This is a genomic window from Pseudomonas batumici (genome assembly GCF_036585405.1).
GTDB lineage: Bacteria > Pseudomonadota > Gammaproteobacteria > Pseudomonadales > Pseudomonadaceae > Aquipseudomonas > Aquipseudomonas batumici.
The window spans coordinates 745,566-764,809 of sequence record NZ_CP144470.1; the positions used below are offsets into that span (position 1 = coordinate 745,566).

Annotated in this window: 14 protein-coding genes; 9 read left to right on the plus strand and 5 right to left on the minus strand. The window is 62.7% G+C overall.

From position 1 onward, the window contains the following. Positions 1–37 precede the first annotated feature (37 nt). The 7 genes from NUH87_RS03015 (at position 38) to NUH87_RS03045 (ending at position 11,704) form a co-directional block, all read left to right on the plus strand. Positions 38–1,168 (plus strand): succinylglutamate desuccinylase/aspartoacylase family protein, encoded by a 1,131-nt coding sequence (locus NUH87_RS03015; protein ID WP_338524662.1) that lies wholly within the window; start codon positions 38–40, stop codon positions 1,166–1,168. A gap of 205 nt (positions 1,169–1,373) precedes the next feature. Beyond that, positions 1,374–2,630, plus strand: a complete 1,257-nt coding sequence (gene mexE / locus NUH87_RS03020; RefSeq protein WP_338524663.1) for a multidrug efflux RND transporter periplasmic adaptor subunit MexE — start codon at positions 1,374–1,376, stop codon at positions 2,628–2,630. Between the two features lie 12 nt (positions 2,631–2,642). Then, entirely contained in the window at positions 2,643–5,822 is a 3,180-nt protein-coding gene (locus NUH87_RS03025; RefSeq protein ID WP_338524664.1) for an efflux RND transporter permease subunit, read from the plus strand. After that, positions 5,819–7,246 (plus strand): TolC family protein, encoded by a 1,428-nt coding sequence (locus NUH87_RS03030; RefSeq protein ID WP_338524665.1) that lies wholly within the window; start codon positions 5,819–5,821, stop codon positions 7,244–7,246. Before NUH87_RS03025 ends, NUH87_RS03030 begins: the two co-directional genes overlap by 4 nt. Before the next feature lie 232 nt (positions 7,247–7,478). Next, a complete protein-coding gene (locus NUH87_RS03035; RefSeq protein ID WP_338524666.1) occupies positions 7,479–9,563 on the plus strand; it encodes an EAL domain-containing protein in 2,085 nt (694 codons plus the stop codon). 111 nt (positions 9,564–9,674) lie between these two features. Beyond that, the gene (locus NUH87_RS03040; RefSeq protein ID WP_338524667.1) at positions 9,675–10,574 is read left to right on the plus strand and encodes a bestrophin family protein; all 900 of its coding nucleotides are present in this window, start codon (positions 9,675–9,677) and stop codon (positions 10,572–10,574) included. A gap of 77 nt (positions 10,575–10,651) precedes the next feature. Further along, entirely contained in the window at positions 10,652–11,704 is a 1,053-nt protein-coding gene (locus tag NUH87_RS03045; RefSeq protein ID WP_338524668.1) for a tetratricopeptide repeat protein, read from the plus strand. Between the two features lie 3 nt (positions 11,705–11,707). On the opposite strand, the gene NUH87_RS03050 is transcribed toward NUH87_RS03045, so the two are convergent. From NUH87_RS03050 to NUH87_RS03070, 5 genes are all read right to left on the minus strand, one after another. Then, positions 11,708–12,085 (minus strand): response regulator, encoded by a 378-nt coding sequence (locus tag NUH87_RS03050; protein ID WP_338524669.1) that lies wholly within the window; start codon positions 12,083–12,085, stop codon positions 11,708–11,710. Positions 12,086–12,162: 77 nt separating this feature from the next. After that, positions 12,163–13,344 (minus strand): hybrid sensor histidine kinase/response regulator, encoded by a 1,182-nt coding sequence (locus NUH87_RS03055; protein ID WP_338524670.1) that lies wholly within the window; start codon positions 13,342–13,344, stop codon positions 12,163–12,165. After that, entirely contained in the window at positions 13,338–13,943 is a 606-nt protein-coding gene (locus tag NUH87_RS03060; RefSeq protein WP_338524671.1) for a chemotaxis protein CheB, read from the minus strand. Before NUH87_RS03060 ends, NUH87_RS03055 begins: the two co-directional genes overlap by 7 nt. Next, entirely contained in the window at positions 13,940–14,782 is an 843-nt protein-coding gene (locus tag NUH87_RS03065; RefSeq protein WP_338524672.1) for a protein-glutamate O-methyltransferase CheR, read from the minus strand. Before NUH87_RS03065 ends, NUH87_RS03060 begins: the two co-directional genes overlap by 4 nt. Further along, a complete protein-coding gene (locus NUH87_RS03070) occupies positions 14,755–18,249 on the minus strand; it encodes a response regulator (RefSeq protein ID WP_338524673.1) in 3,495 nt (1,164 codons plus the stop codon). Before NUH87_RS03070 ends, NUH87_RS03065 begins: the two co-directional genes overlap by 28 nt. A 409-nt stretch (positions 18,250–18,658) precedes the next feature. Between NUH87_RS03070 and NUH87_RS03075 the strand changes: the two genes are divergently transcribed. Next, the gene (locus NUH87_RS03075) at positions 18,659–18,802 is read left to right on the plus strand and encodes a hypothetical protein (protein ID WP_422393899.1); all 144 of its coding nucleotides are present in this window, start codon (positions 18,659–18,661) and stop codon (positions 18,800–18,802) included. After that, complete coding sequence (locus tag NUH87_RS03080) at positions 18,799–19,224, plus strand: cobalamin biosynthesis protein (protein WP_338524674.1); 426 nt, start codon at positions 18,799–18,801, stop codon at positions 19,222–19,224. The genes NUH87_RS03075 and NUH87_RS03080 overlap by 4 nt, the downstream gene beginning before the upstream one ends. The last annotated feature ends 20 nt before the right edge of the window (positions 19,225–19,244 follow it).

Sequence of the window (19,244 nt, forward strand, 5' to 3'; positions counted from 1 at the left end):
CTGCGCCACGCGTCTGAACCCCCTATCTGGAATTCCCATGCAAGAACATCGACATGCGCTTATAACGCAAACCCTTGGCGCACAGCGTGAAGTCACCAGCCTGCATTTCGGGCACCCGGGACGGGGTAAAAAGGTCTACCTGCAGGCGGGCCTGCATGCCGATGAGCATCCCGGCATGCTGGTCCTGCATCATCTGAAAAACGCCCTGCTGGCGCTGGAGGCCGCTGGCCGCCTGACGGGCGAAGTAGTACTGGTGCCGATCGCCAACCCCATCGGCCTGGGCAATTATGTATTCGGGCGCCAGCTGGGGCGCTTCGATCTGTCCAGCCGCGAGAACTTCAACCGAAACTACCTGGATCTCGCCGAACTCGTCTGCGAACAGGTGGCCCCTGCCCTGGGCAACGATCCGGCGGCCAACGTCGCGCTGATCCGGCGCAGCCTTGAAGAACACCTCGAAGCGCTGCAGCCGCGCACCGAGCTGGACGCCTTGCGACTGACACTGATGCGCCTGGCCAGTGCTGCCGACTACGTGCTCGATGTGCACTGCGACAGTGAAGCCATGGTGCATCTCTATGTACACAGCGAACAGCTGGAGCAGGCGCGAGTACTGGCCGGTTTTACAGGCGCCCATGCCGTTCTGCATGCTCTCGATCAGGGTGGCCCCGACGCCAGGACCCACAGTTTCGACGAGTGCTTCACGGCCATCTGGTACAAGCTGCAACAGCGTTTCCCCACTCTGCCGATTCCGCTGGCAACCTTCTCCGCCACTTTGGAGCTGCGTGGCCTGTACGATGTCAGCCATGAGTTGGCGACGCACGATGCGGATGCCCTGTTGGCCTATCTCGGGCATCTGGGGTTGATCGCCGATGCGGAGGTCCAGGTGCCGTCGCCCTTGTGTGAACCGACGCCTTTGGCCGGGGTGGAGATACTCAATGCGCCACACCCGGGTGTCGTCGCCTACCGCGCGCCCATTGGCAGCCGGGTCGAGCCAGGCACCGCGCTGGCCGATGTGATCGACCCCCTCAGCGGCCAGGTCAGCACGCTTTGCAGCAGCATCAGCGGGGTTTTCTATGCGCGGGTGATCGAGCGTTTCAGCCAAACCGATACCGAGCTGACGTTTGTCGCGGGGCACGCGCCGCTGCGTTCAGGCTCCCTGCTCAGCGCCTGAGCCTTTTGCGCCATCCTTTGCACTCTGTGCAACAGTGCTTTGCCATTTAGCCAATAGATAGCATCCTAACAAAAGGTGCATGCTAGAGGGCTGGGGTCGGATTGATATCATTCCGAATGATAGTTACCTTCGCTTCATTCGATTCGTTTGAAACCGCCCCCCGCAGCATGATCCGCCCATCTCAATAGATTGGCGGAGTGCCCCCATGGAACAGTCACTTAAACTTTTGCGCTTTCCTTTGGCTGCCTTGGCAGTCGTGGTGATGAGCGCCTGCGGTAAAGCGCCGGGGGCGGCAGCCGGTGCGATGCCGGCAGCCAAGGTCAGCGTGGCCAAGGTCATCGAGCAACCGGTCAATGAATGGGACGAGTTCACCGGCCGCCTCGAGGCCCCGGAAACCGTCGAAATCCGTCCGCGTGTCTCCGGCCAGATCGACCAGGTGGCCTTCACCGAAGGCGCACTGGTCAAGAAAGGCGACCTGCTGTTCCAGATCGACCCGCGCCCCTACCAGGCTGAAGTCCATCGCCTCGAAGCCCAGCTGCAACAGGCCCGCGCCACCGCCAACCGCAGCGCCAACGAAGCCGAACGCGGCAAGCGCCTGCTGACCAGCAACGCGATTTCCGCCGAACTGGCCGACACCCGCAGCAGCTCCGCCCAGGAAGCCAAGGCCGCGGTCGACGCCACCCAGGCACAGTTGGACCTGGCCCGGCTGAACCTGAGCTTCACCCGCGTCACCGCACCGATCAGCGGCCGCGTCAGCCGTGCCGAAATCACCGCCGGCAACATCGTCACCGCCGATGTCACGCCGCTGACCAGCGTGGTCTCCACCGACAAGGTCTACGCCTACTTCGACGCCGACGAACGGGTCTACCTCAAGTACACCCAACTGGCGCGCCAGGGCAAGCGTGGCCAGACCACCCCGGTCTACCTCGGCCTGTCCAACGAAACCGGCAACCCGCACCTGGGCCAGATGAACTTCGTCGACAACCAGGTCAACCCCAAGACCGGCACCATTCGCGGTCGCGCGGTGTTCGACAACAACGACGGCAGCTTCACCCCGGGCCTGTATGCACGCCTGAAGCTGGTCGGCAGCGGCACCTACGCCGCCGTGCTGATCAACGACGAAGCGGTGGGCACCGACCTCGGCAAGAAGTTCGTACTGGTGATGGACGCCGACAAGAAGACCGTCTATCGCGCGGTCGAACTGGGTCCGAAAATCGAAGGGTTGCGGATCGTGCGCACCGGCCTGAACAAGGATGACACGATCATCGTCAAGGGCCTGCAACGCGTTCGCCCAGGCTCACCGGTGGATCCGGAAGTGATTCCGATGGCTTCCAAGGAAACCCTCGCGGCGCTGGCGCAACAACGCCAAGCCCTGGAAGCCAGCAACCTGCCCCCAGTCACGCCCGCCAAGAGCGCAGCGGCCCAGGCTAACAAGCTGGCCGCCGCGACTCCACGCGATTAAGGGATACACACGATGAATTTTTCCCAGTTCTTCATCTCAAGACCGATCTTCGCGGCCGTACTGTCGCTGCTGATCCTGATCGCGGGCGCCATCTCGCTGTTCCAGTTGCCCATCAGCGAATACCCGGAAGTGGTACCGCCGACCGTGGTCGTGCGCGCCAACTTCCCCGGCGCCAACCCCAAGGTCATCGGCGAAACCGTGGCCGCGCCCTTGGAGCAGGCCATCACCGGTGTCGAGAACATGCTGTACATGTCCTCGCAATCCACCGCCGACGGCAAGCTGACCCTGACCATCACCTTCGCCCTGGGCACCGACCTGGATAACGCGCAGGTCCAGGTACAGAACCGGGTGACCCGTACCGAGCCCAAGCTGCCGGTGGAAGTGACCCGTATCGGTATTACCGTCGACAAGGCCTCGCCCGACCTGACCATGGTCGTGCACTTGACCTCGCCGGACAAACGCTACGACATGCTCTACCTGTCCAACTACGCCTTGCTCAATATCAAGGACGAATTGGCACGCCTGGGCGGCGTGGGTGACGTTCAACTGTTCGGCATGGGCGACTACTCCCTGCGGGTATGGCTCGATCCGAACAAGACCGCTTCGCGCAACCTGACCGCCACCGACGTGGTCAATGCCATTCGCGAGCAGAACCGCCAGGTCGCGGCCGGTCAACTGGGCGCACCGCCCGCCCCCAATGCCACCAGCTTCCAGCTGTCGATCAACGCCCAGGGGCGCCTGGTCACTGAGGAAGAGTTCGAGAACATCGTCATTCGCGCCGGCGACGACGGCGAGATCACCCGCCTGAAAGATATCGCCCGGGTCGAACTCGGCTCCAGCCAGTACGCCCTGCGCTCGCTGCTGAACAACCAGCCGGCGGTGGCGATCCCGATCTTCCAGCGTCCGGGCTCGAACGCCATCGAGATCTCCAACGAAGTCCGCGCCAAGATGACCGAGTTGAAGAAGGACTTCCCCGAAGGCATGGACTTCAGCATCGTCTATGACCCGACGATCTTCGTCCGCGGCTCCATCGAGGCGGTGGTCCACACCCTGTTCGAAGCCCTGATCCTCGTGGTCCTGGTGGTGATCCTGTTCCTGCAGACCTGGCGTGCCTCGATCATTCCGCTGGTGGCCGTGCCGGTGTCGCTGATCGGTACCTTTGCGGTCATGCACCTGTTCGGTTTCTCGCTCAACGCCCTGTCGCTGTTCGGCCTGGTGTTGGCCATCGGTATCGTGGTGGACGACGCCATCGTGGTGGTGGAGAACGTCGAACGGAACATCGGCCTGGGACTCAGCCCGATAGAAGCCACCAAGCGCGCCATGCGTGAAGTAACCGGCCCGATCATTGCCACGGCGCTGGTGCTCTGTGCGGTGTTTATCCCGGCGGCGTTCATCTCCGGCCTGACCGGCCAGTTCTACAAGCAGTTCGCCCTGACCATTGCCATCTCGACGGTGATCTCGGCGTTCAACTCCCTGACCCTGTCCCCGGCCCTGGCAGCGGTGCTGCTCAAGGACCACCACGCGCCGAAAGACCGTTTCTCCAAGGCCCTCGACGTGCTGCTGGGCGGCTGGTTGTTCCGTCCGTTCAACCGCTTCTTCGATCGTGCCAGCCATGGTTATGTCGGTACCGTGACCCGCGTCATCCGGGTCAGCGGCGTGGCCCTGGTCCTGTATGCCGGCCTGATGGCCCTGACCTGGCTCGGTTTCGCCAGCACCCCGACCGGCTTCGTGCCCGGCCAGGACAAGCAGTACCTGGTGGCCTTTGCCCAACTGCCGGATGCGGCAAGCCTGGACCGTACCGAAGACGTGATCAAGCGCATGTCCGACCTGGCCCTGAAACAGCCCGGCGTGGAGAGCGCGGTGGCCTTCCCTGGCCTGTCGATCAACGGTTTCACCAACAGCCCGAACGCCGGCATCGTGTTCGTGACCCTCAAGCCGTTCGAGGAGCGCAAGGCCGCCAGTGAATCGGCCGGTGCCATCGCCGGTGCCCTGAACGGCAAGTTCGCCGGGATCCAGGAAGCCTACATGGCGATCTTCCCGCCACCGCCGGTACAAGGCCTGGGCACCATCGGCGGGTTCCGCCTGCAGATCGAAGACCGTGGCAACCTCGGTTACAACGAGCTGTACAAGGAAACCATGAACATCATCGGCAAGAGCCGTAGCGTGCCGGAGTTGGCCGGGTTGTTCACCAGCTATACCGTCAACGTGCCGCAGGTCGATGCCGCCATCGACCGCGAGAAGGCCAAGACCCACGGCGTGGCTGTCAGCGACATCTTCGACACCCTGCAGGTCTACCTGGGTTCGCTGTATGCCAACGACTTCAACCGCTTCGGTCGCACCTATCAGGTCAACGTCCAGGCCGAACAGCAGTTCCGCCTCGAATCCGACCAGATCGGCCAGTTGAAAGTGCGTAACAACAAGGGTGAGATGATCCCGCTGGCGACCTTCATCAAGGTCAGCGACACCTCGGGACCGGACCGCGTGATGCACTACAACGGCTTCATCACCGCCGAGATCAACGGTGCCGCCGCCCCGGGCTACAGCTCCGGCCAGGCCCAGGCCGCGATCGAGAAGCTGCTCAAGGACGAACTGCCCAACGGCATGACCTACGAGTGGACCGACCTGACCTACCAGCAGATCCTCTCGGGCAATACCGCCTTGCTGGTGTTCCCGCTCTGCGTACTGCTGGCGTTCCTGGTCCTGGCGGCCCTGTATGAAAGCTGGAGCCTGCCGATGGCGGTGATCCTGATCGTGCCGATGACCCTGCTGTCGGCGATTGCCGGGGTGATTGCCTCCGGTGGCGACAACAACATCTTCACCCAGATCGGCCTGATTGTACTGGTGGGCCTGGCGTGCAAGAACGCGATCCTGATCGTCGAGTTCGCCAAGGATAAACAGGAAGAAGGCCTCGATCCGCTGAGCGCGGTGCTGGAAGCCTGCCGCCTGCGTCTGCGGCCGATCCTGATGACCTCCGTGGCCTTCATCATGGGCGTGGTCCCCCTGGTGTTCTCCAGTGGTGCCGGTGCCGAAATGCGTCATGCCATGGGTGTGGCGGTGTTCTCCGGGATGCTCGGGGTGACCTTCTTCGGTCTGCTGCTGACGCCGGTGTTCTATGTATTGATCCGCCGCTTTGTCGAGCGCAGCGACGCTCGCAAAGCCGCCCGGGCGCACAAGCTGGAGGCGCAACAATGAGTAGTCTGAAGGCCTTTCTGCCGAGCTTGCTGGTACTGGCGCTGAGCGCCTGTGCCGTGGGCCCGGACTACAAGACCCCGGTCACCGAGAAGGCGAACATCACCGCCGCCACCGATGGCAGCGCCGGTCAGAAGAACTATGACCGCGCGCGCTTCCAGGGGACCTGGTGGCAGCAGTTCGACGATCCGACCCTGAATCAGCTGGTGACCCAGTCGCTGGCCGGCAACCGTGAGTTGCGCGTAGCCTTCGCCCACCTGAAAGCGTCGCGGGCGATCCGCGATAACGTCAGCTACGACCGGATGCCGACCATCACCAGCCGCGCCAGCAGCGAGATCGGCAAGGGCCAGATTCCTGGTACCACCGAACAGCGGGTCAACAGCGAACGCTACGACCTGGGGCTGGACATGGCCTGGGAAATCGACCTGTTCGGCCGTATCCAGCGTAACCTGGAAGCCGCCGATGCCGACCAGCAGGCAGCCGAAGCCGACCTCTACCAGCTGCAAGTCACCATGATTGCCGAACTGGTGGATGCCTACGGTCAACTGCGCGGTGCGCAACTGCGGGAAAAGATCGCCCTGGCCAACCTGAAGAACCAGCAGGAATCCAAGGGTGTCACCGAAAGCCTGCGTGAGGCCGGTGTCGGTGATCAGCTCGACGTGGTGCGCGCCGATGCGCGCCTGGCGGCAGTCGAGGCCACGGTGCCGCAATTGCAGGCCGAGCAGGCCCGCGAGCGCAACCGTATCGCGACCTTGCTGGGTGAGCGTCCGGACAAACTGTCGGTGGACCTGGGACCGAAGGACCTGCCGGCGATTTCCAAGGCCCTGGCCATTGGCGATCCGGGCGACCTGCTGCAACGCCGTCCGGATATCGTCAGCGCCGAACGCAAGCTGGCCGCCGCCACCGCGCGGATCGGCGTGGCCAAGGCCGACCTGTTCCCACGGGTGGGTCTGAGCGGCTTCCTCGGCTTTATCGCCGGGCGTGGCTCGCAGATCGGCTCGTCCGCCGCCAATGCCTGGTCCCTCGGCCCGAGCATCACCTGGCCGGCGTTCAACCTCGGTAGGGTCAAGGCCCAGATACGCGGTGCCGACGCCGAGGCCGAAGGCGCCCTGGCCAACTACGAGCAACAAGTGCTGCTGGCCCTGGAGGAATCGCAGAACGCTTTCAGCGATTACGGCAAGCGCCAGCAACGCCTGATCTCGCTGATCCGCCAGAGCGAATCGAGCCGCGCCGCCGCCGACCTGGCTGCGATCCGCTACCGCGAAGGCACCGCCGACTTCCTGGTGCTGCTCGATGCCCAGCGCGAACGCCTGGCCGCCGAAGACAGCCAGGCCCAGGCCGAAACCGACCTGTATCGCGGCATCGTGGCGATCTACAAGTCGCTGGGTGGCGGCTACGAGCCGCAGGCAGTAGCCAGCAGCAACTGATTCACATCCTCCCTGGGGTTGGATGCCCTCCAATCCGCTTCAGCCCCGCGCCCGCCTGGTCGCGGGGCTATTTTTTTTGCGAATGAACCCTGGAAAGAGTGCGGCGAGGAGCCTTTGGCCTCCGGCTTTTGATACTGGCAATTTGACCTTTTCCTGCCATCTCGGGATATGCTCGCCTCCTTGAGGGCCGGATGGGCCCTGACAGGACTGAAGGTCTACAAGGGGTTGGCCAATGTCGCAATCAGTCTTCCAGTTGTTCCTGACCCACCGCCTGGCCGCGCTGGCCGGTGCCGACTCGTTGCGGGCCATCCGCGAAGGGTTGTTGTGGTTGTTGCCGTGCCTGCTGGTGTCGACGGCATTCCTGATGCTCTCGGCCTGCGCCCGCCTGGCGGGGCTGCCCGACGACTGGGTCAATTTCCTCGCCGGGCTCCACGAGAAGATCAGCGCCATCCTGCCCCTGCTGGTGGCCGCCTCCATCGGCTATATGCTTGCCATCCGCTATCGCCTGCCCCAGGTGCCGGTGGCCTTCCTGTGCCTGGCCCACGTGGAAATCGCCATTTACCTGCTCAGTGACTTCCCCCGGGCCGCCGCAACCCTGGTGCTGTTCATCGCCATCGCCTCGCCGCTGATCAACGTGCCGATCATGGACTGGTTGTACCGCCAGGCCTGGACGCGGCTGGTGCGGGAAAACCTGGTCGGTTTCAATGTCCGCGACAGCATCAACATGGTGATCCCCGGCCTGATCGCCACCGCCCTGCTGGTCACCGTGCTGTCGCTGCTGCTGAAGACGCCCCTGGTCGCCCAGATGCAGGTGCCCTTCGACCGGACAGCGCTGGAGCATCCCTACCGCTACGGCGCCCTGATCAGCGCCAGCAACTCGGTCCTGTGGTTCTTCGGCATCCATGGCCTGCACGCCATGCAACCGGTATTCAGCGTCCTCGACCAGGCGGTGACCGTCAATCAGCTCAACCTCGCCGCCGGGGAGCCGCACCGCTACATCCTCAACAGCGGCCTGCTGGGCTGTTTCGCCTTTATCGGTGGCTCCGGTGCCTCGCTGTCGCTGATCGTCGCCGTGCTGCTGTTCACCCGTGACCGCTCGCTACGCCTGCTGGCCCTGGCCGCCGTGCCGCTGTCATTGTTCAACGTCAACGAGATCCTGCTGTTCGGCTTGCCGATCATTCTCAACCCGCGGCTGTTCGTGCCCTTTCTGATTGCCCCGATGCTCAACACGCTGCTGGCGGTGGCGGCGGTCCAGGCCGGCTGGGTCGCACCGATGGTCACCGGCATGCCGCTGAACTCGCCGGTGCTGTTCAACGCCTACCTGAGCAGCAACGGCGACTGGGCCGCGGTGGTCCTGCAACTGCTGCTGCTCGGTCTCGGCAGCCTGGTCTACGCGCCCTACGTGATGGGCCTGCACCGTCACCAGGACGCCGACGACGGCATCTATATCAAGTCCTTCGACACCACCTTCCGCAGCCTGGAGGAAAAGGGCCGGCTCTTCGAGCTGGACCCGGTGGCGACCTCGTACAAGAACGACGCCCGTCGTTCGCGGGAGCTGGAACGCATCCGCCAGATCAGCGAGTACGAGTTCTACCTGGAGTTCCAGCCGCAGGTCTCCAAGACCACCGGCCTGTGCACCGGTTGCGAGGCGCTGATGCGCGCCCGCGACAAGGACGGCAACCCCCAGCCGCCCTGGGAGTTTCTCAAGTGGCTGGCCCAGGCCAAGCTGATGCCGGATGTCGATCTGTGGGTCGCCTCCCAGGCGCTGGAGCAACATCGGCGCTGGCGCAAAGCCGGCTTCGAGCTGCCGATGACCATCAACGTGACCGGTGCCACCCTGAGCGTGCCGGAGTATGGCGAGCGCTTGCTGGACATCCTGGCCCAGGCCCGTGGAATGATTTCCGTCGAGCTGACCGAAGACGCCCTGGTCGGCGATGTCCAGGTGATCAACCGCCTGATCGAGCGCCTGCACGGTTTCGGCGCCCGGCTGTATATCGATGACTTCGGCACCGGTTATTCGGCACTGAGCTACCTGCACCAGTTCAAGATCGACTGCATCAAGATCGATCGCAGTTTTGTCGTCGCGCACTGCCATCCCGAGGGGGCCCGGGTCCTGAACGGCATGCTGCGGCTGTGCGAAACCCTGAACCTGGGGATCATTGTCGAGGGTGTGGAAACCCAGGAACAGTACGATGCCCTGCACTCGTCCACGGAGCTGGTAATCCAGGGCTGGTACTTCAGCAAGGCGATCCCCGGCGAGCGGATGTCGGAATTCGTCCGCCAGCGACAGACACTGGTGCAAGAGACCTGGGCTTGACGGCCCCATAGAGCCCTTCGATCACCTCGTCGGCCAGGGTGATTGGACAGCGCGGGGCGCGGGCGCTTAAGGTGGAGTCCCGTCATTTTTCCCAGCCCCAAGACCCTCGCCATGATTGTCCGCTCCAAGCCGAACCTGATCGCCATCCTGTTTTCCCTCAAGGGCTCGATTGCCAAGCGCATTGCCCTGCGCTGCCTGCTGCTGACCGTGCTGGCCTCGCTCATCGTGCTGGCGGAAACCTGGCATCCGGACTATTTCGCCAAGGTCAACGCCACGCCCTTCACCTTGCTCGGCTTGTCCCTGTCGATCTTCATGAGCTTTCGCAACAACGCCTGTTATGACCGCTGGTGGGAAGGCCGCAAGCAGCTGGGGCAACTGATCATCGACGTACGCTCGCTGATTCGCGAAAGCCAGGTGCTGGGCGATGGCCCGCAGCGCACCGCGCTGCTGCGCGAGCTCTGCGGCTTTGCCCACGGACTGATCGCCCGCCTGCGCCTTGAAGACGAACGCCAGGCCATCCAGCCCTGGCAACAGGATGCGCCCGCCGCCGGCCACCCGAACGTCACCGACCAGTTGCTGCAACGGATCGGCGCGCGCTGCTCCAGCCTCGCCGAACAAGGGCTGATCAGCGAGTGGCGCTACACGGTGTTCGCAGCGCTGCTGGTCAGCCTCAGCCAGGTGCAGGCCAGTTGCGAACGCATCAAGCACACGCCGCTGCCCTTCCCCTACAACTTGCTGCTGCACCGCACCATCTACCTGTTCTGCATCCTCCTGCCCTTCGCCCTCGCCGGGCCGCTGGGCTGGCTGACGCCGGTGTTCACCGCCATCGTCGGCTACACCTTCCTCGGACTGGACGAGATCGGCGACGATCTGGAGGACCCGTTCGGCTTCGATGAAAACGACCTGCCCTGCAACGCCATCCTGCGCACCGTGGAACGGGAAGTCCTCGCCGGCCTGGGGCACAACGATCTGCCACCGGCGCTGGAGCCGGTGGACTATGTGCTGACTTGAGGCGCGGGTTTGACTCCTGGGCGCAGCTGACCGAAGCTGGTGCATTCAGGAAACGCTCGCCCGCTCACGGACCCTGCATGACGAAGCCCCACCGCTACCTGCTTATCAGCCTGTTGCTCCTGCTTGCCCTCGGCCTTGTCTGGCACTGGATGCCCGGCAAGCTCGCCAGCCCCCAGGCCCCGCACATCAATTACGGCCAGGCGCTCAAGCAGGCCCATAACGGTCTGCCCGGCGCCGCACGGGTGCTCTACCAGCAGATGGCACGGACCGACCTGTCGGATGTGCGCCGGGCCGCCTTGCACGCGGAGCTGCCCAACTACCCCAGTCCCCAGGCCCTGAAACTGGCCGACGCGGACTTGCAGAACCCCGCGCCGATGGTCCGCGAAGCGGCGATCCAGAGCATTGTCGGCCTGGTTCCCGGCGCCCAGCGCAGCCTGTTGCTCGGCCCGGTGCTCGAAGACCACGAGCAATCCGTGCGCTTCGCCGCCGCCAACGCCATGCTCGGTTTGTCACCGGACGACCAGGGCTTGTACTACGGCCCGCTGCAACAGGTGGTGGACGAGTACGAGCGGACCCTCGCCGCCCAGCCGGAAAGCGCCGAGGCCCAGTTCCAGCTGGCGAGGCTGTATCTGCATGAGGGGCTGTTGGACAAGGCGCAGGCTGCGCTGGAGCATGTCTCGCGGCTGGAGCCGGACAACCTCAAGGCCCTGGTGGCCCAGGTCGAACTGCTGGACAAGCGCGGCCAGCCGGACCAGGCCCGGCAGCTGCTGGCCAAGCAGTTGCAGGTGCAGCCGCAATCGGCCTACCTGCAACATGCCCTGGGCGTCTGGCTGGCGCACCACGGCCAGACCGAGTACGCCTTGCTGGGGCTGGCCAAGGCGGTGGAGCTGGAGCCGGATAACGCCGATTACCGCTACAAGCTCGCCACCACCTTGCATGACTTGCAGCAGGTCGAGGCGGCCCAGCGCCAGTTGGAGGAAATCGTCCAGCGCCAACCGTCGAACCGCAAGGCACGCGTGCTGCTGATCAGCTACTGGAAGGAAACCGGACAGTTGCAGAACGTACAGATTCTGCTCGCCCAGCTGGAACAGCAGAATCCGGATGACCCGGCGTTGCAGCAGGGGCTGTAGCCGTCAGGCCAGCAGCTTGCGGATCTGTTCCTGGAGGATATCCAGGTCGAACGGCTTGGCCAGGATCGGCGCGCTGTGGGCGATGGGGCTGTTGGATTCGCGGATTTCCGCCGGGTAACCACTGATGAAGATCACCTTGAGGTCCGGACGCAACTTGATCGCCGGCTCCGCGATGTCCACCCCGGAGATGCCGCCGGGCAAGCGAAAATCGGTGACCATCAGGTCCAGGTTGGGCTTGGTCGCGAGGATTTCGAACGCCTGCTCGCCGTTTTCCGCCCGTAACACCCGATACCCCTCGCCGGAGAGATAATCCGAAAGGATCATCAGGATCGAGGCATCGTCCTCGACGATCAGTACCACGTCTTGTGCATCTTCACTCATGGGAAGCCTTTATTATCAAAATTGCTGCCAATACGACCGCCAGGTCACCCAGAGGTTGCGTTTGATCTCGGCTTTTCCTACAGAGGCAGGCAAACGCGGAACAAGGCCCCTTTGCCAAGGGTACTCTCGACAGTGATGCGACCACCATGGGCGACGACGATCTGCTCGGAAATATACAACCCCAGCCCCAGCCCGGCGGCGACCTGACTGCCGGAAACCCGCTCGAACTGCTGGAAGATCCGCGCCTGGTCATCTTCGCCGATACCGATGCCCCGGTCACGCACTTCGATCCGCGCTTCGCCGTCGTGGCGATAGACACGCACCTCGATCGGACTCTTGGCACCGTAGCGCAAGGCGTTGGTCAGCAGGTTGGAGACCACCTGCTCGATACGAAAGCCATCCCAGTTGCCCGACAGCGACGCATCGCCCGAATAGCTGATCACCGACCCGGCCGCCGCCACCTGCGGCGCGAAGCGCTCCAACAACCGGGTCACCAGTTGCACCAGGTCCACGCGTGCGGGACGGATCGACAACTTGCCGGTGCGGATGCGCGAGACGTCGAGCATGTCTTCGATCAGGCGAATCAGGCTCTGGATCTGCCGCTCGTCCCGCTCGACCATGGCCCGCATCTTGTCCAGGGTGAAGGCGTCGGCATTGCCCTGGGCCAGGTGCATCTTGCGCAACTGGTTCTCCAGACTCAGGCCGTTGAGCGGCGTGCGCACCTCATGGGACATGATCGACATGAAATCGTCGCGCATGCGCACCGCGCGCTCCAACTCTTCCTGGGTCGCCTGCAATTTGCGCAGCAGGACTTCCTGCTCGAGGCGGCTTTGCTTCAGGGCCTCGACTTGCTCTTGCATCGCCTTGCCCTGGCGATAGAGGTCGACGAAAACGCCGACCTTGCTCTTCACCGCATGGGGGTCCAGGGGTTTGTACAGGAAGTCCACCGCCCCGCTCTCGTAGCCCTTGAAGGCGTAATTGAGCTCGCGGTCGGCGGCACTGACGAAGACGATGGGAATATTCCTGGTTCTCTCGGTGCCGCGCATCAACTCGGCCAGTTCGAAACCGTCCATGCCCGGCATCTGCACATCGAGTATGGCCATGGCGAATTCGTGCTGCAGCAGCAGCGACAGCGCTTCATCGGCCGAGAGCGCCTTGTAGACCACACGGTCCCGGCCCTTGATCAGCGCTTCCAGCGCCAGCAGATTCTCCGGTAGATCATCGACGATCAGCAGTTTGGCCCGGATGGTATTCAACATGGGGTTCGTTCCAGCTCGACCAGCAAACGGCCAATGCCCTGCAAGGAAAGGAGGTAGTCCGGTTGGAGCAACGCCAACGCGGCTTCGGGCATGGTTGCCACCCGGGCTTCGCGCGGGTCCTGCACCACGGTCAGGCCGCCCTCGTGCTGGATCTGCGCCAGGCCCCGGGCACCGTCCTGATTGGCTCCGGTCAAGAGTACGCCCACCAGGCGCGCCCCATAAGTGTCCGCCGCCGACTCGAAGAGATAATCGATAGAAGGCCGCGAATAATGCTCCCGTTCTTCGCAACTGAAAGAAAAGCTGCGGTCCTGCTCGATCGACAGGTGATAGCCTGGGGCCGCGAAGTACAGGGTCCCCGGAACGATGCTCTCCTTGTCGCTCGCCTCCTTCACCGGCAGCGGCAGGCGCCGTGCAAAGACTTCGGCCAACTGGCTGCGGCGCCCTTCCGGCATATGCAGGACGGTCACGATCGGCAAGCCGAACCCCGCCGGCAGTTCCGCGAACAGACTCAGCAGGGCTTCGACCCCACCCGCCGAAGCGCCCACGACAACCGCCTCGACCCGTTTGCGATCGGTGATTTCAAATGCCAGGCCGCTCATGACTTACGGTAAATCCGCTCCTGCTTGACCAACGCCTCGAACCGCTTGCCATAGGATGAAAAATCCAGCGTCTCCTTGCTGCCCAGCACCAGGAAACCACGATGGCACAACGATTCATGGAACAAGCCGAAGGCTCGATCCTGAAGTTTTTTATTGAAGTAAATCAATACGTTACGACACGAAATTAATTGTGTTTCGGAGAATACACTATCCGTCGCCAGGCTGTGGTCGGCAAAGGTCACGTTTTCCCGTAGGGTCTTGTCGAAAATCGCGTAGCCGTAGGCCGAGTGGTAGTACTCGGAAAGGTCCCGCTTGCCGCCGGCCTCCAGGTAGTTGCCGGCATAGCTGCGCACGCTGTCCAGGGTAAAGATGCCTTGCTTGGCCTTGTCCAGCGAGTGCGGGTTGATATCGGTCGCATAGATGATCGTGCGCTCCAGCAACCCCTCTTCACGCAGCAGGATCGCCATGGAGTACACCTCCTCCCCGGTGCTGCATCCGGCGATCCAGACCTTGATCGACGGATAGGTCCTGAGCAACGGCACTACCTCCCGGCGAATCTCCAGGAAATGGCTGGGATCGCGGAACATCTCGCTGACCGGAATGGTCAGGAACTGCAGCAGTTGCAGGAACGCCGCCGGATCGTGCAGCACCCGCTCCTGCAGGGCCGAGATGGTCGCGCAATCAAGCTGGGTCAGCGCATGCTGGACCCGGCGCTTGATCGAAGCGCCGGAATAATCGCGAAAATCATAGCTGTACTTGAGGTAGATGGCCTCGATCAACAACCGCAATTCGATATCGCTACTTCGCTCCACTAGATCCTTTCCATTTTCGGTAGCCATACGCGGATCAACGAGAACAGTCGGTCCAGGTCAATGGGTTTGGCCAGGTAGTCGTTGGAGCCGGCCTGCAGGCAGCGCTCCTGGTCATCCTTCATGGCCTTGGCCGTCACCGCAATGATCGGCAGCTTGCGCCAGCGCGGGTCCTTGCGGATTTCCAGGGTGGCTTCATAGCCATCCATCTCCGGCATCATCACATCCATCAACACCAGGTCGATGTCCTCCACCTCGTTGAGTCTTTCAATCGCTTCGAGGCCATTGCGACCGATTTCGACAATGGCGCCCTTGTGCTCCAGCGCACTGGTCAGGGCGAAGATATTGCGCACGTCGTCGTCCACCAGCAGGATCTTGCGCCCTTCGAACACCTTGTCGCGGCTGCGGGCGGTCTTGAGCATGCGTTGCCGCTCGTTGGACAACTGGGATTCGACTTTGTGCAGGAAGAGTGTCACTTCATCGAGCAGGCGCTCCGGCGAGCGGGCGCCCTTGATGATGATCGAGCGTGAATATTTGTGCAGCTCGGCCTCTTCGTCGCGGGTCAGGTTGCGCCCGGTATAGACGATCACCGGCGGGAAGGCACGGATGCCGTCGGTGGACATGCGCCTGAGCAGCTCGTTGCCGAGCATGTCCGGCAGCTTGAGGTCGATGATCATGCAGTCGTAGATGGTGTCGCGCAGCAGGTCCAGGGCGTTCTGCGCCAGGCCCACGGCGGTGATCTCGATATCGTCGTCGCCGATCAGTCGGGCGATGCTGTCGCGCTGCAGGTCGTCGTCCTCCACCAGCAGCACACGCTTGACCTTCTGGGTCAGCTTGGCTTCCAGGCGCGAGAAGATTTCCTTGAGCTCTTCGCGGGTGGTCGGCTTGACCGCATAGCCCATGGCGCCCATGTGCATAGCGGCCTCGATACGGTCCTCCACGGAAATCACATGCACCGGGATGTGCCGGGTCGGAGCCTGCTCCTTGAGGCGCTGCAACACCATCAGGCCGGAGTGATCCGGCAGGCGCATGTCCAGCAGGATCGCGTCGGGGATGAACTGGGCGGCGAGCGCACAGCCCTCGTCCGCGCCATGGGCCACCAGGCACTGGTAGCCCAGCTCATGGGCCAGGTCGTAGAGAATCTGGGCAAATTTCGACTCGTCTTCGATCACCAGGATACAGCGTGTGCTGAACGGTGCTTTTTCACGGTCGTCGGCAAAACGCTGGATCGGCACTTCCACGGCCACCGGCGGCGGGTTGCGCGGTTCATCCAGGGGTTCCAGCCGCGCGGGGGGCGCCACCACCGGCGCCGGGGCCTCGCCGGCCCGGTGTTCCACATACTGCTCCGGCAACACCAGGGTAAACACGCTGCCATGCCCGGGCTGGCTGGCAACGCTGATGGAGCCGCCGAGCAGCGCCGCCAGATCGCGGGAAATCGACAGTCCCAGCCCGGTGCCGCCATAGCGCCGATTGGTGGTACCGTCCGCCTGGCGAAACGCTTCGAAAATGCTCTGGTGCTGGTCGGCGGCGATACCGATGCCGGAGTCGCGTACGGCAAAGGCAATACCGACACCGGGCTGGCGGGAAACGCTCAGGCTGACCCGACCGGTCTCGGTGAACTTGATGGCGTTGGACAGCAGGTTCTTCAACACCTGTTCCAGTCGCTGACGGTCGGTGAACAGCGTCAGCGGCGCGTCGGCGCGCACTTCGACCTCGAAACCCAGCTGTTTTTCGTAGGCCAGGGGCAGGAACGTATCCTGCAGCGCCGCCACCAGGCGCTCGACGCTGGCATTTTCCGGACGCACCTCCAGCCTGCCGGCCTCGACCTTGGAGATGTCGAGGATATCGTTGATCAGGTTCAACAGGTCGTTGCCGGCGCTATAGATCGATTCGGCGAACTTGACCTGTTCGTCGCTGAGATTGCCCTGGGCGTTCTCCGACAGCAGCTTGGCCAGGATCAACGAGCTGTTGAGCGGCGTACGCAACTCATGGGACATGTTGGCCAGGAATTCGGACTTGTACTTGCTCGACCGTTGCAGCTCCTGGGCGCGCTCCTCGAGTTGTATCTGGGCCAGGTTCAACTCGTTGTTCTTGATGTCCACCGCGTCGCGCTGTTCGGCCAGGGCCTGCGCCTGTTCGGCCAACTGTTCGTTGGTCTGTTCGAGTTCGCTCTGCTGGGTTTCCAGGTGCGCCTGAGACTCCTTGAGCACCTGGGACTGTTCTTCCAGTTCTTCGTTGGCGGTCTTCAGTTCTTCCTGCTGGACCTGCAGCTCTTCGTTGAGCTGCTGGGTCTCGGCCAGGACTTCCTGCAAGCGCTGACGGTAGCGCGCAGCCTCGATGGAGGTGCCGATGTTGTCGGCGATCAGTTCCAGCAGCTCGACGTCACGGCCGTCCAGGGGACGCAGGAAACCCAGCTCGATCACCCCATTGACCCGCTCGTCGTTGCGGGTCGGTACCACCAGCACGCTGCGTGGCAAACCGTCGCCCAACCCCGAACTGACCTTGAAGTAGTCCACCGGCACATCGTCCAGGCGAATCAGCCGCCCCTGGCCCGCGGCTTGGCCGACCAGGCCTTCATCGCTGAGGATCGATTGCTCCTGGCGCTCCTGCTCGCGGGAGAAGCCATAGCTGGCCACGCGGGTCAGGGCACCCTGCTCCTCGCGGACGTACAACGCCGCCACGGCACTACCCATGTACTGGGCACAGAATTGCAGGATATTGTGCCCCAGCAGTTGGAGGGTCTGTTGGCCCAGCACCTGCTCGGCCAGTTCGGTCTGGCCACTGCGCAGCCAGGCTTGCTGCTCCAGGCGCTCCGAACTCTTGAGTTGTGACTCGAGGTTTTTCGCATAACTACTTGAAAGTGATAACAAATCACGTCGACCAACAAAAGCCAGCAAAGCGCTCAGGCCCAGCACAAAGACGAGATAGAGGACGATGCTCCAGACCGTGGCGCGGCTCACGGCTTCATTACGCGCGAGGCGCAGTTGCTGCTCCATGTCGATGGCGTTTTCAAACTCGCCACGAATCTCGTCGACCAGGCGCTTGCCGCGCCCCGACTGGACCGCTGCCTGGTAGTCGCCGTTGGAGCGCCGCAGTGCGATCATCGCCTGGGAGTACTCGGTCCAGGCGCCCTGCAAGGCTTCGATGCGTTTGAAGCGATCGACCTGCTGGGGGTTATCCGCGACCAGTTCCTGCAAGCTGCGCAGTTCGGCTGAGATCTTCGGCCTGGCGACTTCGTAGGGGTCGAGGAAATGCTCGTCGCCGGTAATCAGGAAACCGCGCATGCCGGCTTCAAGATCGACCGAGAGCTTCATCGTCTCGTTGATGTTGTTGATCACCCGGTCGGTATGCTCGACCCACTGGATCACCGACAACAGGTAGGTGATCAGCGCGACGAAAAACACCGCGCTGAGGACCCCGACACCCAAGGGTAGGCTGATATTACGACTCAACAACTTGCGGAAACTTTGTTCATCCACCGAAGACGAAGAATTCATTTCTGGGCCTGGCTTATTAAAGTTGTTGATTTTCAAGGAGTCTGCCGTGAGTCCGACTCAAAGCCTCACCTTTTTTCTCACAGCTTAGAAGGCAATCTGGCAGAGCGCACTGCCGTGATGTGTTGAGCCAACCTTAGCCTATCCTCTTGTACAGTCGGATCTTTTTGTACAGGCACAGGCACTTGTCTGGTCGGGTGGCTGGCCAATGCAGGCCATCCCCCATCAAAAACCTTAGACAAAAGATCAAAAAATCTCTCTAACTCATTAATTTTTATAGAATTAAAATTCTAGAGTTCACTTTAACTTCGCCTTCCTGCCTGCCGGCGCATTGACGCCTGCGGGCTCACCGTGTTCTCCTGCCGGCCTTGTTTTGGGTGCCCCGCCTTCCCGTGCTATTGAGACGCCAGCCATGATCAAGCGTATTGCGCAAACGGCAAGGTTCACCGGTTTTCTGGCCGCCTCGCAGTTGATCAATGCGGCGTTCTGGCTGGCCCTGGGCCTGATCAGTGCCTGGCTGTTCCGCCGCCAGACCGACGAGCACTACTCGGCATGAACAAAACGCCGGCGGCAGCGACCCTCGCGGTGGGCTTCGGCTGCCGACGCGGTTGCAACGCTGCGACCTTGCAGACCTTGCTGGAGCAATCGCTGCGGGCTGAGCGGATCGACCTTGGGGCCATCAAGGGGTTGGCGAGCATCGAAGGGAAAAAGGATGAACCGGGACTGCTCGAACTCGCCCAGCGGCTGAACCTGCCCCTGGTGTTCTTCAGCGCGGCTGAGTTGGCTGCCTACGAGACACGACTCAGCCATCGCTCCCGTTTGGCCTTCGAACAGACCGGTTGCCATGGTGTCGCCGAAAGTGCCGCGCTGGCCCTGGCCGAACAGCTGGGGCAAGGTCGTGCGACGCTTCTGATTTCACGCCAGACGCACCCGCAAGCAACCTTTGCACTGGCCTGGACCGGGCAAAACCCTCGATAATCCCCGCCTGTCACATGAGC

What these genes read in the sequence shown, in the direction of transcription:
- NUH87_RS03015 (WP_338524662.1), top strand. Translation starts at nt 38, where the DNA reads ATGCAAGAACATCGACATGCGCTTATAACGCAAACCCTTGGCGCACAG.
- mexE (WP_338524663.1), top strand. Translation starts at nt 1,374, where the DNA reads ATGGAACAGTCACTTAAACTTTTGCGCTTTCCTTTGGCTGCCTTGGCA.
- NUH87_RS03025 (WP_338524664.1), top strand. Translation starts at nt 2,643, where the DNA reads ATGAATTTTTCCCAGTTCTTCATCTCAAGACCGATCTTCGCGGCCGTA.
- NUH87_RS03030 (WP_338524665.1), top strand. Translation starts at nt 5,819, where the DNA reads ATGAGTAGTCTGAAGGCCTTTCTGCCGAGCTTGCTGGTACTGGCGCTG.
- NUH87_RS03035 (WP_338524666.1), top strand. Translation starts at nt 7,479, where the DNA reads ATGTCGCAATCAGTCTTCCAGTTGTTCCTGACCCACCGCCTGGCCGCG.
- NUH87_RS03040 (WP_338524667.1), top strand. Translation starts at nt 9,675, where the DNA reads ATGATTGTCCGCTCCAAGCCGAACCTGATCGCCATCCTGTTTTCCCTC.
- NUH87_RS03045 (WP_338524668.1), top strand. Translation starts at nt 10,652, where the DNA reads ATGACGAAGCCCCACCGCTACCTGCTTATCAGCCTGTTGCTCCTGCTT.
- NUH87_RS03050 (WP_338524669.1), bottom strand. Translation starts at nt 12,085, where the DNA reads ATGAGTGAAGATGCACAAGACGTGGTACTGATCGTCGAGGACGATGCC.
- NUH87_RS03055 (WP_338524670.1), bottom strand. Translation starts at nt 13,344, where the DNA reads ATGTTGAATACCATCCGGGCCAAACTGCTGATCGTCGATGATCTACCG.
- NUH87_RS03060 (WP_338524671.1), bottom strand. Translation starts at nt 13,943, where the DNA reads ATGAGCGGCCTGGCATTTGAAATCACCGATCGCAAACGGGTCGAGGCG.
- NUH87_RS03065 (WP_338524672.1), bottom strand. Translation starts at nt 14,782, where the DNA reads ATGGCTACCGAAAATGGAAAGGATCTAGTGGAGCGAAGTAGCGATATC.
- NUH87_RS03070 (WP_338524673.1), bottom strand. Translation starts at nt 18,249, where the DNA reads ATGAATTCTTCGTCTTCGGTGGATGAACAAAGTTTCCGCAAGTTGTTG.
- NUH87_RS03075 (WP_422393899.1), top strand. Translation starts at nt 18,659, where the DNA reads ATGATCAAGCGTATTGCGCAAACGGCAAGGTTCACCGGTTTTCTGGCC.
- NUH87_RS03080 (WP_338524674.1), top strand. Translation starts at nt 18,799, where the DNA reads ATGAACAAAACGCCGGCGGCAGCGACCCTCGCGGTGGGCTTCGGCTGC.